This window comes from Vibrio sp. M260112 (genome assembly GCF_036533775.1).
Lineage (GTDB): Bacteria > Pseudomonadota > Gammaproteobacteria > Enterobacterales > Vibrionaceae > Vibrio.
Genome location: NZ_JATABH010000065.1, coordinates 1 through 15,293 on the forward strand (window position 1 = coordinate 1; position 15,293 = coordinate 15,293).

Below are 15,293 nucleotides of genomic sequence, written 5' to 3' on the forward strand. Positions count from 1 at the left end.
ATGAACTACATACTCGATATGGCTGAGAGTTTTACGCTGCCAGAAAGGCGAGATAGGAGCTACCCAAGAGTGGTAAAAAGAAGGCCCAGTCGCTACGCGACTAGGCCTTCAAAAAGGTGTTAAATGCTTCTTAACTGACAAGCATTACAGCCAAGGCTGCCTTTTTTGGGAGTGATGGCTAGCCAAAGATGAAGCTATACAAGAAGCTGCGCCAGCGTAGTGTGCGCTCAGCTCAGTTGGGATGAATCCATAGATTAATGAACCAATCGCGACCTTGGTTATACAATTGAGGGGCAATGAAGGATCAATGATTGCTATTGATCAATAGTTCGATTATTTTGGAAATATCTGTTTTTTTATTGGAGTCTTCCATGGATCTTGAAATGGCTGCGAAGGCGCTTAAAGAACTCGGTCATCCGGTGCGTCTATCCATCTATAAAAGTGTTGTAAAAGCTGGTTACCAAGGCATTGCCGTGGGTGCATTGCAAGAGAAATTAGCGATACCAGGGTCGACTCTGTCTCACCATATTTCAAGTTTGGCGTCAGTAGGATTAATTAGTCAACGCCGTGAAGGACGAACACTTTACTGTGTGACCGACTACAAATGTCTCGAAGATGTCATTGGATTTCTCCAAGATGAATGCTGTGCAGACGAGCAATACACAACTCAATTTCAAGCTCAAGGAGAGAACTTATGATTACAGCGTTGTACGCAGCGATTCTCGCATCACTGATGATTGTGCTCAATATCATTCACTTACCTTTCGACAAAATGTGGTAGTGATTTAGTCGCCGGTGTAGCAAACGAAAAGCGATGGTCATCACCATCGCTTTTTTGTTGGGGGGTTATCTGAATAAAAAACGGTAGAGAGGTGTTCTCTCCAACCCTTTCACCAACAAGAATGTCAGGACTGTTGCGCCAAATAGCAGCAGCATATCTTTTGCAAACCCCGTTAATGCCAGCATGCCCGCGATATTCATCATCACAATGATCATCGGCAGGTGCGCAACATAGAGTGGCAACACGGAGTTTGACTGAGCAGTTAACCAGCGTCCCGTCCCAAAGTTTGGTTTTGCTAATAGCCACATAAAGCAGCCTGTTCCCCAAACGAAGGTGCCGAACAGGTAGTCATTCGCGTTAAAGGGTTGCTCGAAACGAGTGAGCTGCCAAGCCTCGAAAAAATGTAACGCCATACCGGTAAATGCGAGCAGTAAAGCCTGCTTGGCTGTCATCGACAGACCGCGCTGACGTATCTCAAAGCCGATCGCAAACAACAAGGTACTAAAAAACGGCCCATTACGAGTGAAAAAGGGAGCAGGTAGTTCAGTTAATGCTTGATAACTGCCCGCTAGCACACCGTAAAAGTATAAAGCGGCACCGATAGGGATAAACAGTGCCAGCTTGTTGAACTTAGCCAGTAAAGCCGCAATGGCCGCAGCACAGATTAATGCTGGAATAAACCACAGGTGAACGAGACCGCCTTCAAGCAGGGAGTTAAGAGGCGATTGTGCCAGGTAGCCCCAGTACCCTTGACGCTCGGCCAGATACCCAGATTCTGCCACTGTACCTAGATTGAAAGGCATCACTAAAGTGATAACACTCCAGACAATGAATACACGCAGAAGCGGGGAGACATAACGTTGTAATGTTTCTAGCGGAGCTGCCACTAGCTTAGGTTGGATCAAGTAACCAGATATAAGGAAAAACAGTGGCACAGCAAAACGAGTAGACTGATTAAACACGTATCCTATCCAAGGGTTTTCATCGAACTGCCAATAGGTTAAAAACATCTGACAATGCATGGCGGCAATCGCCAAAATAGCGATCACTCGACCGAGCTCAATACTTTGAATTTTCTTACTTACCATAACGACAAAAAATTAACTGAAAGTAGCGAACGTATACCAGCAAACCAGGGTTAATGACGCAACCTAAATCAAGTTGTTGTACTGTAACGGCAATATTCAGCGGTGATTTGCGAGGTGGATATGCTTAGGTAAAATAATCTTGAAACTCCAATATAAAAGAATCAATATCTTTATAGTCACTTGACAACAAACCATAGTTTGGCTGACGACAATAATTCGACTCAATTAAGCCACGTTTTTGCAGTATCACTTTCTCTACTTCAATGATGTATTCACAGTGAGTCATCCATTTCGAGATGTAGTGGAACAGTTTAGCATGCAGCTGCTTAGCCTGTTGTTGCTGACCTGATTGCCACAGTTGGTAAATCGCAACGTAGATTTCACCAAATGAACAACCCGGCATCACGCCTTTACCGCCAATAGAGAGCATATCTAACATGTAAAGTCCGGCATAGCCGTTCATCACCACTGTATCGGGTTTTAGCGCTAGCAAATGCGACGTATAGTCCATTGGCGGATTACATTCGATCTTAAACACCGCATTGTCATGCTCATCAGTAATCGCTTTCATTATTTCCGGCTCAATTGGTACGCCAGTTTCCGATGGCGCATATTGAATCAATACCGGAATAGAAACCGCGCCCAATACCGCCTTAACATGAGCAATGATTTTGTCGTTATCTGGCTTAAGGAAATGTGGCGGAAGCAACATCAGGCTTTGCGCGCCCAGTTGCTGATATCGCTGCGCACGTTTCACTGCAAGCTCTGTAGAGTGCTCAGTTACCGAAATCGAACTAAACACCGAACTGTTATTAGTCAGTTGGCAAAAGCACTCCGCAAGCTTATCTTTCTCAGCATCACTAAGTTTGTAAAACTCGCTAGCAATGCCAAATAAAGTCAATCCTTGGCAGCCACTCGACAGCAAGTGCACGACCAATTGCTTGAAACTTGGTATATCAACTTCACCGCTATCGTCAAACGGCATTGCTACTATCGGGTTAACACCATAAATATCTTCTGGTTTGATCATCGTAATAGTGCTCCTGTTGCAGCCGACGAAACGCGATCACGATAGAGACTAAGAATCCCTTTTGGCATGGTTTTTTCTAATGGTTTCCACTGTTGACGACGCTTGTCAATCTCATCCTCTGCGACATCAAGCGTAATAGTGCGCGCACTAATATCGAGGGAAACTTGATCACCATTTTCAATCAGTCCGATCACTCCTCCTTCGTAAGCCTCTGGTGAAATATGGCCAACAAACAAGCCGCGATTGGATCCTGAGAATCGACCATCAGTGATCAGAGCGCAAGACTCAGAAAGTCCCATCCCTTCGAGCAATTTCATCGGCTTGTACATTTCAGGTAACCCAGCCCCACCTTTTGGCCCTTCATAGCGAATTACAATCACAGAACCGGAGACAACTTGATTGGCAACGATCGCATTAATAGCCGCTTGCTCAGAATCAAAGACCATCGCTTTACCGCTAAACTTGAACATATGCTTAGGCACTGCCGCAGGTTTAATCACTGAGCCCTCCGGCGCCACATTGCCGCGCATTACCCCAACGCCGGACTGGTGCATAAACGGCTCATCTAAAGGCTTGATGATATTGCGGTTGGTGGTAACTGGGATCTGCTCCAATACATCACCTTTTCGCCCTGCAACGGTGAGCGTGTCAAGGTTAAGTAGTGAACGCATTTCTCGTTCCACTGCGGCAACGCCTCCGGCGAGATGAAAATCAATCATGTCATACTCTGACGCTGGGTAAATAGAAGCGAGAAGTGGCACCTTATCACTCAACTGAGCAAACCTATCCAACGACAAAAAACCAAGTTCCGCTTCATAATGAATCGCCTGAAGATGAATAATGGCGTTAGTTGAGCCACCTGTTGCAAGCAAAGCGCAGATTGCATTATCGATCGATTGCTTGGTAATGATCTGTCTAGCACTGACATTATTCTCCACCAATGTCATGATCCGTTGACCACTTTGATAAGCCACTTCTAAACGTTTAGGATCAATCGCGGGAATCGTCGCACTACCAGGTAGCGACATACCTAAAGATTCGGCAAGACAACACATGGTATTGGCCGTACCGAACATAGTACATGAACCGATAGTCGGCTCTGCGAGGTCTTCAATCTTACGAAATTCCTGTTCGTCAATTTCGCCTTTGGCCTTCCAGCCAATAGCTTCCGTTACGATGTTGCCGTCCCAATGCTTGCCTTTATACTCCGCTGGATACATAGGCCCAGCATTGACCACTATCGCTGGGATGTCGAGTCGCGCGGCAGCCATTAGCATCCCGGGGACAATTTTGTCACACGAGCCAAGCAGAACCATGGCATCAAAGCGGTGTGCTCTGACCATAACTTCAATAGAGGCAGCAATGATCTCTCTCGCGGCAAGGATATAACGCATCCCAAGGTGACCTTCTGCAATACCATCACACGGTGCAATGGTGCCAAACGTCATCGCCGTACCACCGGCTTCTTCTATGCCCTTAATCACTTGCTGACCAATCACATCGAGATTGGCGTGCCCAGCGGTTGCGTTGGTGTAACTGTTTACAACCGCAATGATCGGCTGTCTTAGATCTTCATCAGAGTGATCCATCGACTTGTAGAGTGCACGTTTAAGTGCACCATCATCACCCTGCAAGATTTGATTATGGTGTGGCGCTCCACACCCTTTACATGAATTACAGGTCATAGCTTACCACTCTGCAAATGAGCCATCTTCGTGAGTCCAGTGTGGATTACGCCATGCTGGTAAGGACTGCGCTTTTCGGTCTTGTTCTTGCATAAATTCTTCATCAATCTCAATACCCAAACCATCACCGTCAAGGTTGAGGCAGTAGCCATTGTCAAACTGGAACACTTCCTTATTCTTAATGTAATCAAGTACATCATTGCCTTGGTTATAATGGATACCGACACTTTGCTCTTGAATAATGGCGTTTTGACACGTGGTATCGATATGCACTGACGAAGCTAACGCGATCGCCCCTAATGGACAGTGCGGCGCCAACGCAACATCATATGCTTCTGCCATCGAAGCTATCTTCTTCAACTCAGTAATGCCGCCACAATGGCACACATCGGGCTGAATTATATCGACCCCACCATGCTTGAGTAATTCCTTAAACTCCCAACGTGAGTGCAGACGCTCGCCCGTCGCAATTGGGATCGCTCCATACTGAGCAATCTCATGAATCGATTCACTAAAATGCTCGGGAAGGACCGGCTCTTCAACAAACATAGGTTTCATCGGTTCGAGTTCGCGCATCAAAATCTTAGCCATCGGTTTGTGAACTCGACCATGGAAGTCGATACCAATACCAAAATCTTTGCCCATCGCATCACGTAGGCTCTGTACACGTTCGAGTAGAGCATCGACCTTGCTGTAGTTATCGATAAAGTTAAGCTCATCGGTACCATTCATCTTGATCGCCGTAAAACCTTGTTCAGCGCGATCTTTGGCCATGTTAACTACATCATCTGGTCGGTCTCCGCCAATCCAAGAGTATGTCTTGATCTTGTCGCGGCACTTACCTCCGGTCAGTTCATAAACTGGTACACCCAATGCTTTACCTTTTATATCCCACAGCGCTTGGTCAATACCAGATAGCGCAGACATCATCACTGGACCGCCACGATAGAATGTCGAACGGTGTAAGTAATTCCAGTGTAACTCCATATCAAACGGGTCTTTGCCAATGAGGTATTCCATCATCTCATCGACACAAGTGTGCACTGTATGCGTACGGCCTTCTAAACATGGTTCACCCCAACCAACAATGCCTTCGTCTGTGATGATTTTGAGAAACCCCCAACGAGGTGCAACGATAAATGTTTCATAACTAATAATCTTCATAAGTCACCTTACCTAAATAAATCTGGGAGAAAAGTAATAACACCAGGCATAAATACCAACGCGATCTGAACCAGAAGCATGCTGATAAGGAATGGAATAACAGCGCGAGTCAACTGCACCATAGACGAGCCAGTAATGCCTTTAGCAACAAATAAGTTAACGCCAACAGGAGGAGTAATAAGTGCAAGCTCAGTACCAACAATCAAAATAATACCGAAGTGGAATGGGTTAACACCAAGCTGAACCAATATCGGTAAAAATAGTGGTGTATAGATTAATATCTGTGCCGCAGTTTCAATAAACAGGCCCGTAAACATAATCAGCGCAACAAATATTAATAAAATAATGGTTGGGTTATCGGTAATCTGCAGAATTGCCTCACCAATCATTTGTGGAATCATACTGATAGTAAGATAACGCGCAAATGCGGTAGCAAAGCCAAGAATAATAATGACACAACCCGTAGTTAATGCTGCACGAGAAATAGTTGGAATTAAATCAGCGTAAGTCATTTCCTTATGAATAACGAAACTCACTACCAGAGTATAAATAACCGTAATACACGCGGCTTCTGTCGCAGTGAATATCCCTGAGTAGATACCGCCAAGAATAATAATCGGTGTCAACAGTGCCCATTTTGCTTCCCAGAAGGTAGTCTTGACGCGCTCTAGGTTAAAGCCTTCATCTTGGCCTTTATACCCTCGTTTTTTCGCAATGATGTAAACCGCAAGGATCAAACCTAAACCGATCATACCACCAGGTACAAAGCCTGCGAGGAACATGTCACCAATCGAGATCTCAGCCGTTACCGCATAGATGATCATCGGAATAGATGGCGGAATTAAGATACCCAATGAACCTGCTGATGCGGTCAGTGCCCCGGCAAAGTGACGGTTGTAACCCTTTTCAATCATGGAAGGCACCATCATTGAACCGATTGCCGCTACCGTTGCAGGCGATGAACCAGAAATTGCCGCAAAGAACATACACGCAACGACAGTCACAATACCAAGGCCACCAGAGGCTCGACCAACTAAGCTAGAGGCAAAGTTAACTATCCTAGACGACAAGCCCCCTTTCTCCATCACGAAACCGGCCAAAATAAACATTGGGATCGCGAGATAAGTAAAGGAGTCTAGTGAAGTAAAGGCCGTCTGCGCAATGAATGACATCGGGATATCAGCGATAACTAAAGCAAACGCTGTACACATACCAATACTGATCGCAATCGGCATCCCGATAAACAACAGGATGACAAACACCAGCATGGTTAATAGAAACGCGTCCATTATTTATTACCTCGCTCTTGTTGTACTTTTTGCAGCGCTTCTCCCGCTTCAGAAAGTGCATACTCATGTTCTAACTTGCCCATGATACGGCGATATACTCGCTGAATCAGACGTAAAGAAATCAAATAGAAGCAGCCAGGAATAATCGCGTATACCCATCCTGCGTGCCATTCAAGCGCTGGTGTTGTTTGTTCTATATTGAGCGCATCAACCGATATTTCTAAACCGTAGAAGCCAATCCATGCCATAAAGGCTGAAAATGAAAGATCAATGATAGAATCAAGGATTTTCTTGTTTTTTCCTTTTACTATTCCGTCGATAACCTCAACACGAACATGGGCACCTCTTACTACAGCTAAGCTAGCGGCGAAATAAACCAGTGCGATAAATACATAGCGCGATAATTCCTCTGTCCAAGACAAAGAAAAGTTAAAAACAAAGCGAAATAAAATCTGTAGGAAACATAGAACAATAAGAGAAATAAAAAGTAAGGTACTAATATATTCTTCTATATTGTCTAAGAAAGATGTTTTCTTATCACTCATATAGACACCGATAATTTTAAATTAGGGCTGCATTGCACAGCCCTATACAAAGAAATTTTATTGTTGTAGTTGTGCCACTTGCTGAGTTAGCTTTTTATAGAGATTTGGGTTGATCTTATCCGCATACTCTTGAACCACTGGCGTCACCTTTTCTAAAATTTCAGCTTTCACTGCTGGATCGATTGGCGTGTATGTCAGTTCAGCATCAATCATATTTTGCAGCGACTGCTCATCGGTATCTTTTACTGCTGAACGCATATGATTGATAGCGATCTTCGCCCCTTCTTGTAGTGCGGTTTGCTCTTTTTCAGTTAGGCCGTCATAGAACTTTTTACCCACTACAAACACAACCCAAGAGTAGACGTGACCAGTATCAGACACATATTTTTGCACTTCGTATAGGCGTTGCGAGTAGATGTTGGTATACGGGTTTTCTTGACCATCAACTACCCCTTGTTGTAGTGAAGAGAACAGCTCAGAGAATGCCATTGGCGTTGGGTTCGCGCCCAATGCTCGGAACGCATCTAAATGAGCTTTGTTTTGCATCGTTCTCAGTTTGAGCCCTTTAAAATCCTCCAATGTTTGGATTGGTCGAACATTGTTGGTTACGTGACGGAAACCAAAGTTACCGTAACCCAAGCCAACGTAGCCCGCCTTATCTAGCTTGGAGGACAGTTCTTGCCCCCACTCACCATCAACAACTTGGTTAGCAATTTCTTCTGTTGGGAAAATAAAAGGCAGCGTTAAAATGTTGAAATCTTTTACAATATTACCCAGGACAGCAGGAGAAGGTAGGTTCATTTGCACCGCATTGAACTTGATTTGCTCCAGTGCTTCTTGGTCACTGCCAAGTTGATTACTCGGATAGACAGTTACCTCAATCGAGTTGTTGGTTGCCGATTCGACATGTTGTTCAAATTTTTCCATAGCCGCATATTCAAAGTGCGACTCCGGAACACCAATACCAATACGCATTGTTTTGGCAGCATTTGCATGAACTGAGACCGTCAGCATAGGTAGCGTACATGCAGTCAGTAGGGTTTTGAGTTTCATAGTTTCACCGTATTGTTATAGTTGATTCCAAGCATTGCGATAAGCGATTGCATTTGACTCCACTTCAGCAAGCGAAATACCACGCTTATAAAGATTGGAGCCGAGTCCAAACCCTTCTGCCCCAACATCAAGATACTCTCGCATTAAGGCCGGATCTGGATTTATTCCCCCGACAGGCAAGCACATAACTTCAGGCGGCAGAACCGACTTGATTGCTTTTAGACCTGTAGGTTTAATTACTTCAGCAGGAAATAGTTTTAACACTGACGCACCGTTGGCAATCGCATCAAACGCCTCTGTTGGTGTTGCGACACCACAACAAACAAGGCACTGATGCTCTACCGCCTTTCTTACTACCTGCGGATTCATATTGGGTGTAACGATCAGCTTTGCTCCGACAGCTAACACTGTATCGAGCTTCTCTTCATCGGTTACAGTTCCCGCACCGATAATGGCTTCGTAGCCAAATTCATTGACTAACAGTTCTATGCTCTTTAACGCATTCGGACTATTTAATGGGATCTCAATTAATCGAAATTCATGCTCAATTAATTTTCTGGCGAGTTCTACTATTTCGTTACTCTCCGCGCCACGCAAAATCGCAATAAGTGGATTATTTTTAAACCATGGGTTATTTCTAAGTTCAATTGAGTTCATATTATTTGTCCAAATCTAACAGGTAAAATTGATGCATACCTTCTAGAAAACATGTTTGACCAGAAACTATTTCATATTGGTAATTGTAAAAATCTAGTGCTTTAGAATATTTATCGGATAGAGATTTACTACCAATAATGTAGTGTTTTTCCTCTCTATTTAGATGACTTAATTCATTACCTATAAGGAGTCCAGACAAATACTCAAGAACATCTTGTTCAGCTATTTTTTCAAACAAACGATTAGTACGAGCACTAAATAAAACACTATTTAATGAATGTCCATATCCAAGTTTTAGCCCTAAATGAAATGCTTTTTCAGAGAGTGATTGTTGACCAAGATGGAGTCCTAATATGGAGTGTGTTTTGAGTAAGCTAAATAACTCTCCTGTCATATAAGTGGCAAAAGACTCCAGTTTCCCGTCACGCCAAACCGCATGCTTACTGTGTGTCCCGGGTAAAATTGCGCTGAAGTTATTTTGGTTAGCAATGCGTGATAAACCAATTAACTGAACTTCTTCACCGCGCATGACATCCGGTTGTTCACATGCATTTAGGCACGTTGCTCCTGCAACAATTTTTACGCTTGATGCCCAATCTTGTTGGACAGCCACACTATGTTGTAAAAACTGTTCCGGCGTAGCTGGTAGAGCAACATATTTAGCCTCAACCCAGCCCTGCTTTGAACCCACCATCCCGGCCATATAGATGTTTGTTGTCAGGTTTAACCAATCACCTAGTTGAGCTTTCAGCGCTTGCGAAAACTTCTTATCAGTGACAGACAGCAAGCCTAGCTCTGCCGATCTCTCCTCAATACAGACGCAATTTTCGTTCATCAAGAAGGCGCGAAAGTTGGTGGTTCCCCAATCGACAGCAATCCATGTATTACCCATACCACCTCCAAGTCAGACAATAAATGCTTGTTTGTATGACAAGAAGAGTAGTTAAAAAATTTTGACCTTGTTGTGACTGTGGTCAAAAATTCTACAGGATGAACTGGGGGAAGGTCACATCTTTACCAATGGTTTTGCCAATAGCGTCCATAATTATATTTCTCATTACGCTTCGTGCTTTTTCAACATCACGCATTCTGACTGCTTCCATTAAATCAAAATGCATTTTAATTGCAGGCGCAGTTAATTCTACCTCTTGTTCAAGAGTGTGTTTAAATGCCATACCCAATGCGGTAGTTAATGCATCACCCATTGAAAGGAGAAAGCAGTTATTACTCGATGCAATTAACGCTTTATGGAATTTAATATCACCTTGATTAAACAAATTGCGATCATCTGTTTTTTCACCTTTAACCATTAATTCATAGCCTTCTTCTAATGCAACTAAATCTCTTGGAGTTGCATTTAAAGCAGCTAAAGCGGCAATATTAGGTTCAAAAATCAGCCTTGCTTCCATCAAACTTGGAATAAGTTCGTGGTCAACATCAAACTCAGAGATCCAACGTAACAGTTCTATATCAAGCCAGTTCCATTTGTTACGTTCATTAACTATGGTGCCCATTTTGGCAACGGTAGATAAAATGCCTTTCCCTGCTAGGATCTGTATTGCTGCGCGAATTGAAGTCCGAGACACGCCTAGCGTGGTCGCCAATTCGTTTTCTCCTGCAATGGAGTCACCAGAAAGGTACTGGCCTTTGAGGATTTTTTCTGCGAGGTGGTTTGCTACGATTTGTGTTTTTGTTAATGCCATGCTTGTGTTACATGAGTGAATTTCTAGTTATACAAATGCTAGCTATTTATCTAAAGATATAATGTGACCGGAACGTCAAAAAGACAACCCAGTTTTAATAGAGTATTACTCTACTACTCACAACGTCCATTTAGTTAAATCAATAACTTACTTTTGTCCAGAACTGTTACAGTCGTCACTTTTAAACACGAAAGTGTCGGGTGGACGACACTTGTTACCAAGTGCCGTCTCCCTAAGAACCCAGCGTGCAACTTTCACTGCATACGGCTCAAGCCTCTTCAAAAGCATCGTTTGATACCCAGCAACTTATAAAGCAGTTAGAGCAGGATCAACCCAAGAGTTTCGAGCTAGCCTTTTGGATTTTCTCTTCGCCAAGTATCCCTGGTATTGAGGGTCAAATGGTGTCGCTGCACTCATGATTTTCACATGTCTCTCTATTGGCACCTTAGCTATTTGAAACAGATTGAACTGACAATCCATATTCATGATCTTCTGCCAACCGTGAAATTGCCATTGGCCTTTACGGTTGATGAAGTATTTAAGGGCGATCCAAGTTCTGGATTTTGTTGGATGACGCCTTTTAGCCCAGTGCCATAACGTATGGAATAGCTTGTGACCTACATATCCGAATACCTGTTTCGCAACGCAGTGTCGATAGTAATTCGACCAGCCCCTGAGTTTCGGATTTATCAACTTGATTAAATCGTTGACGGGGATGGTTGCGTGCTTTTTGATGAGTTCGCGCAAATTACTTAGGAACAGTAGCGTGTTGGATTTACTCGGCTTAATGAGCAACTTCCCTTTGTACTTCCTATGATTAAAACCTAGGAAATCAAAACCACGGCTGATATGGGTAATGTGCGTTTTCTCTTCGGATAGTGTTAGGCCTCGTTCTGCTAAGAAATCAGCAATCAACGGTTTGATATCGTTCTCCAGCACTTCCTTTGAAGCGCAGGTGACGACGAAATCGTCGGCGTATCCAATAAAGTTGGCTCTAGCACCCTTTTTGAGTGCAGTAGACTTTATGCGTTGCTCAAGTCCTGCAAGAGTCATTAGCATCAAGGTCGGGGATATGACCCCGCCTTGTGGTGTTCCCTCGTCAGTACGGTAGAACAGCCCTTTATCCATAAAACCAGACTTTAACCATTGTTCCAACATGCGTTTATCTACGGCAATGTTATTCATAAGCCATTGATGCCCGATCTTGTCGAAACAGGCTTTGATGTCTCCCTCAAGAACCCATTGAGCTGATTTCTTTAATGCCAGACACTTGAAGCACTGTGCGACTGCATCGGCAGTGCTGCGGTTTGGTCTAAATCCATAGCTGTTAGGGTCGGCAAGTGTTTCTGATACTGGCTCCAGAGCAAGAAGATGAAGCGCTTGCTGCGCTCTATCGACCATGCAAGGGATACCCAGTGGTCTGAGCTTACCGTTTTTCTTGGGGATATAGATACGCTTGAGCGGTTTGGCTTGATAAGCTTTTCTGCTCAATTGATTGACTGCTTTCATGCGGCGCGTATCTGTATTCCAGATAACGCCGTCAATTCCAGGCGTCTTACTGCCTTTATTTTGTGATACCCGCTTAACAGCAAGAAGTTTTGCTGAGTGCGAGTGAGTCAGTATCCACTGCAACGCTTTCGCTTTGCCGTGGTTACCATCTCTCGTTGCCTTTGCAATACGCATCTGAAGCTTTAAAACATGGGCTTCAACGGCTTTCCAGTTTATAATTTAATGGTGCCTGTCCTTTAAGTCTCTTGCCTACTTCGTTCCTAGTGCTTTTCCCTAGCAGAAGTTATCCGAAGGCGTTTGGAAATCAGCATGTGAGAATTATAAGGTATCATGCAATCTAATATGCGTTAACTTTCATTAACTTATTTATTACACATTGAAGTGATATTAAAAAAGTTTCATTATGAAAAGGTGAAAGTCGGTTTTTAGCTGGCCAATAAGTGTTATACGCAAGGAGAGTAAAGTGGTAAAAATTCGTGAAATGGAAATCGCGGACTATGACGAAGTGATAGCCCTTTGGGGCCAAACTGAAGGTATGAGCATTAGAGATGCCGACTCAAGAGAAAGTATAGCAATCTATTTAAAGCGTAATCCTGAGTTAAGTTTTGTTGCGGAAATTAATAACGAAATCGTCGGTGCAGTGCTAGTTGGTACTGATGGGCGTAGAGGTTATTTGCAACATTTAGCAGTATCATCGAACTATCGCGGACGAAAATTAGGTCGTGAGCTAGTTGGCCAAGCAGTAAGATCACTAGCTAAAATTGGTGTCCCAAAAACTCACTTATTTGTGTACAACGACAATGTGAATGCCCAACAGTTTTATGAAAGGCTAGGCTGGTTTGCTAGGGATGAAGTTCGAATGTACTCATTCAACAGTTCGAGCAATAGCAACGTCTAGAGCATGCTACAAAGTCATTTAAGCTAAGAGACTTATGCCCAGAGGTGTGTTGACTTGGGCATGAAACACGAAAATGCCCCTTTGCGAGTTAACGTATTTACTCAGTAGCAGATCGCGTAAGCCGATTTTCCATACTTTCTCTCATGTCAGGTTAGTAATGGCCTTTGCTAAAAACGCCAGAAGCCATTCAATAAAATGCTTACTTTGTCCGAATCCATTGAATATTTACCTGAACATTCGTGGCGTTTAACTCATTGAAAAAAAGTGTTTTTTATGGCTATAGTGTACAAAAATAACCAGTTCGGTAGATGCGTGAAAACGAGCGTACTGCCTAATACACAGTTAACAGCACTAGGAGGTATCAGTGCAAGAAGAGTATTTAGATTATTATGCAAACTTTGATGAGGAACAGCGGCTTACTTGTCAAAACATCACAAGAATTGAGTTTGACACAACAATTAATCAGCTTGCTGAGTATACTCAACAGTGCCAAAAGCTGACAGAGTTAGGTGCTGCAACAGGTCGTTATTCGTTGTTCTATGCCCAAGAAGGAGTAGAGGTAACAGCAGTTGAACTTGTCCCAGAATTAGTCTCACAATTAAAACAAAATGCAGAGATAAAAGGTCTAAATGTTCATATCCATGAAGCGAACGCAACTAAAGTACCTTTTATTTCAGATAGCTCTCAGGATGTTGTTCTAATCCTCGGGCCTCTTTATCACATACAAAGCCAAGGTGAGCGTGAAGCTGTCCTAAAAGAAGCTCATCGAATCCTTAAAGATAGTGGTACCGTTGCTGTAGCGTATATTAGCCGATTCTTTGTTGCTGGTTTGCTCGCTAAAATGTCATCGTCTCTAGTAACACCAGAGGTTCTAAGTGAACTGAATGAAACTGGAATGGTTACTACATCTGAGGTGGATGCTTTTTTCAGAACTGGTTATTTTGCTTCGCCAAGCGAAATAGAGGCCTTAGTTGAAAGTAACGGTTTTGGTGTGATTAAGCATATTGCTACTGATGGTTTTGGTAGATATATAGGCAAAGAGATAAATGAACTAACAGAAAGTCAGTATCAAGCGTGGTTAAACTATCACTTGTCGGTGTGCGATGAGCCATCGTTATTGGGTTCAAGTAATCATGGTTTGGTTATCGCGAAAAAGAGCTCCTGATATTAAGTTTGAAATGCAGCACTTAATTGTAATAACCAACGAAGCATGCCTATGGTTTTTTACCATACCAGAGGTTATCCGACGTCAGTATTTATGCTAAGAACTCTAACGTGTTAATGTCCATCTTCGTCTCAGGCAGTTCTGGCTGAAAAATTTTTGCCCCTTTCGGTGTTAACGCAATTATTCAGTGGCAAATCGTGCCACTGAAATCACCGTTCTTTCTCTCATGGTTAGCTGTAGAGAGGGCGTGACAGTAAGCTCCCAAAACTGAGCAAAAAGTTCAGTCGTCCGTCTTAATAGGAAGTGCGTATTTATGCTTACTTACTCATAACGTATTGTAATTAAGTTAGTTAGTAGGTATTTTCAAACAAAGCTTAAATTAATGCGAAAAAACAATGGAATACCCAAAACCTTTAAAAAAAGGATGCACGATAGCAATCACAGCATTTTCATCAGGGATAGCGGAAGTGCACAAAGCTAGATTTAGTATCATTAAAAAACATCTTGAATCTCAAGGTTTCAAGATTGTTGTGGGTGATTGCTTGTATGGTCAGTTTAAACACGTAAGTGCACCAATAGAACAACGTGTAGAAGAGCTGATGAGATATTTAATGGATGATAACATTGATGCTATTTATCCCCCTTGGGGAGGTGAGTTGTCTATGGAGCTTCTTCCTCTCATAGACTTTTCCAAGCTTCAAAATGTTAGACCAAAGTGGATCTTAG

At 43.2% G+C, this 15,293-nt stretch carries 15 protein-coding genes; 4 read left to right on the forward strand and 11 right to left on the reverse strand.

The annotated features are described in order from the left end of the window. The first annotated feature begins 371 nt into the window (after positions 1-371). Positions 372-698, forward strand: coding sequence for an ArsR/SmtB family transcription factor (locus QTN95_RS18285; protein ID WP_331418504.1), 327 nt, complete (start codon positions 372-374; stop codon positions 696-698). Between the two features lie 148 nt (positions 699-846). Here QTN95_RS18285 and QTN95_RS18290 read toward each other — a convergent pair whose 3' ends face one another. The 11 genes from QTN95_RS18290 to ltrA form a co-directional block, all read right to left on the reverse strand. Beyond that, on the reverse strand, positions 847-1,869 hold the full coding sequence (locus tag QTN95_RS18290) for an acyltransferase (RefSeq protein ID WP_331418506.1): 1,023 nt from the start codon (positions 1,867-1,869) through the stop codon (positions 847-849). Positions 1,870-1,993: 124 nt separating this feature from the next. Continuing rightward, entirely contained in the window at positions 1,994-2,899 is a 906-nt protein-coding gene (locus tag QTN95_RS18295) for a dihydrodipicolinate synthase family protein (protein ID WP_331418507.1), read from the reverse strand. After that, positions 2,896-4,584, reverse strand: coding sequence for a dihydroxy-acid dehydratase (gene ilvD / locus QTN95_RS18300; RefSeq protein ID WP_331418508.1), 1,689 nt, complete (start codon positions 4,582-4,584; stop codon positions 2,896-2,898). The genes QTN95_RS18295 and ilvD overlap by 4 nt, the downstream gene beginning before the upstream one ends. Before the next feature lie 3 nt (positions 4,585-4,587). After that, entirely contained in the window at positions 4,588-5,748 is a 1,161-nt protein-coding gene (gene dgoD / locus QTN95_RS18305) for a galactonate dehydratase (protein ID WP_331418509.1), read from the reverse strand. 8 nt (positions 5,749-5,756) lie between these two features. Continuing rightward, entirely contained in the window at positions 5,757-7,037 is a 1,281-nt protein-coding gene (locus tag QTN95_RS18310; protein WP_331418510.1) for a TRAP transporter large permease, read from the reverse strand. After that, positions 7,037-7,582, reverse strand: coding sequence for a TRAP transporter small permease (locus QTN95_RS18315; RefSeq protein ID WP_331418511.1), 546 nt, complete (start codon positions 7,580-7,582; stop codon positions 7,037-7,039). Before QTN95_RS18315 ends, QTN95_RS18310 begins: the two co-directional genes overlap by 1 nt. 57 nt (positions 7,583-7,639) lie before the next feature. Then, positions 7,640-8,635 carry a TRAP transporter substrate-binding protein gene (locus tag QTN95_RS18320; RefSeq protein WP_331418512.1) on the reverse strand — a complete coding sequence of 332 codons (996 nt, stop codon included), beginning with the start codon at positions 8,633-8,635 and terminating at the stop codon, positions 7,640-7,642. 15 nt (positions 8,636-8,650) lie between these two features. Next, a complete protein-coding gene (locus QTN95_RS18325) occupies positions 8,651-9,292 on the reverse strand; it encodes a 2-dehydro-3-deoxy-6-phosphogalactonate aldolase (RefSeq protein WP_331418513.1) in 642 nt (213 codons plus the stop codon). A 1-nt stretch (position 9,293) separates the two neighbouring features. Next, positions 9,294-10,184, reverse strand: a complete 891-nt coding sequence (locus QTN95_RS18330) for a 2-dehydro-3-deoxygalactonokinase (RefSeq protein WP_331418514.1) — start codon at positions 10,182-10,184, stop codon at positions 9,294-9,296. A 91-nt stretch (positions 10,185-10,275) separates the two neighbouring features. Beyond that, positions 10,276-10,995: a FadR/GntR family transcriptional regulator gene (locus tag QTN95_RS18335; protein ID WP_331418515.1), complete on the reverse strand. Its 720-nt coding sequence runs from the start codon at positions 10,993-10,995 to the stop codon at positions 10,276-10,278. A gap of 306 nt (positions 10,996-11,301) precedes the next feature. Continuing rightward, positions 11,302-12,723, reverse strand: a complete 1,422-nt coding sequence (gene ltrA, locus QTN95_RS18340; protein WP_331418520.1) for a group II intron reverse transcriptase/maturase — start codon at positions 12,721-12,723, stop codon at positions 11,302-11,304. A 244-nt stretch (positions 12,724-12,967) separates the two neighbouring features. Here ltrA and QTN95_RS18345 point away from each other — a divergent pair, with 244 nt between their 5' ends. From QTN95_RS18345 to QTN95_RS18355, 3 genes are all read left to right on the forward strand, one after another. Next, positions 12,968-13,402: a GNAT family N-acetyltransferase gene (locus QTN95_RS18345; RefSeq protein ID WP_331418516.1), complete on the forward strand. Its 435-nt coding sequence runs from the start codon at positions 12,968-12,970 to the stop codon at positions 13,400-13,402. A 364-nt stretch (positions 13,403-13,766) separates the two neighbouring features. Next, a complete protein-coding gene (locus tag QTN95_RS18350) occupies positions 13,767-14,567 on the forward strand; it encodes a class I SAM-dependent methyltransferase (RefSeq protein WP_331418517.1) in 801 nt (266 codons plus the stop codon). 395 nt (positions 14,568-14,962) lie between these two features. Next, positions 14,963-15,293: LD-carboxypeptidase (locus QTN95_RS18355; protein ID WP_331418518.1), on the forward strand; the 331-nt coding region annotated here is incomplete at its 3' end.

What these genes read in the sequence shown, in the direction of transcription:
- QTN95_RS18285 (WP_331418504.1), top strand. Translation starts at nt 372, where the DNA reads ATGGATCTTGAAATGGCTGCGAAGGCGCTTAAAGAACTCGGTCATCCG.
- QTN95_RS18290 (WP_331418506.1), bottom strand. Translation starts at nt 1,869, where the DNA reads ATGGTAAGTAAGAAAATTCAAAGTATTGAGCTCGGTCGAGTGATCGCT.
- QTN95_RS18295 (WP_331418507.1), bottom strand. Translation starts at nt 2,899, where the DNA reads ATGATCAAACCAGAAGATATTTATGGTGTTAACCCGATAGTAGCAATG.
- ilvD (WP_331418508.1), bottom strand. Translation starts at nt 4,584, where the DNA reads ATGACCTGTAATTCATGTAAAGGGTGTGGAGCGCCACACCATAATCAA.
- dgoD (WP_331418509.1), bottom strand. Translation starts at nt 5,748, where the DNA reads ATGAAGATTATTAGTTATGAAACATTTATCGTTGCACCTCGTTGGGGG.
- QTN95_RS18310 (WP_331418510.1), bottom strand. Translation starts at nt 7,037, where the DNA reads ATGGACGCGTTTCTATTAACCATGCTGGTGTTTGTCATCCTGTTGTTT.
- QTN95_RS18315 (WP_331418511.1), bottom strand. Translation starts at nt 7,582, where the DNA reads ATGAGTGATAAGAAAACATCTTTCTTAGACAATATAGAAGAATATATT.
- QTN95_RS18320 (WP_331418512.1), bottom strand. Translation starts at nt 8,635, where the DNA reads ATGAAACTCAAAACCCTACTGACTGCATGTACGCTACCTATGCTGACG.
- QTN95_RS18325 (WP_331418513.1), bottom strand. Translation starts at nt 9,292, where the DNA reads ATGAACTCAATTGAACTTAGAAATAACCCATGGTTTAAAAATAATCCA.
- QTN95_RS18330 (WP_331418514.1), bottom strand. Translation starts at nt 10,184, where the DNA reads ATGGGTAATACATGGATTGCTGTCGATTGGGGAACCACCAACTTTCGC.
- QTN95_RS18335 (WP_331418515.1), bottom strand. Translation starts at nt 10,995, where the DNA reads ATGGCATTAACAAAAACACAAATCGTAGCAAACCACCTCGCAGAAAAA.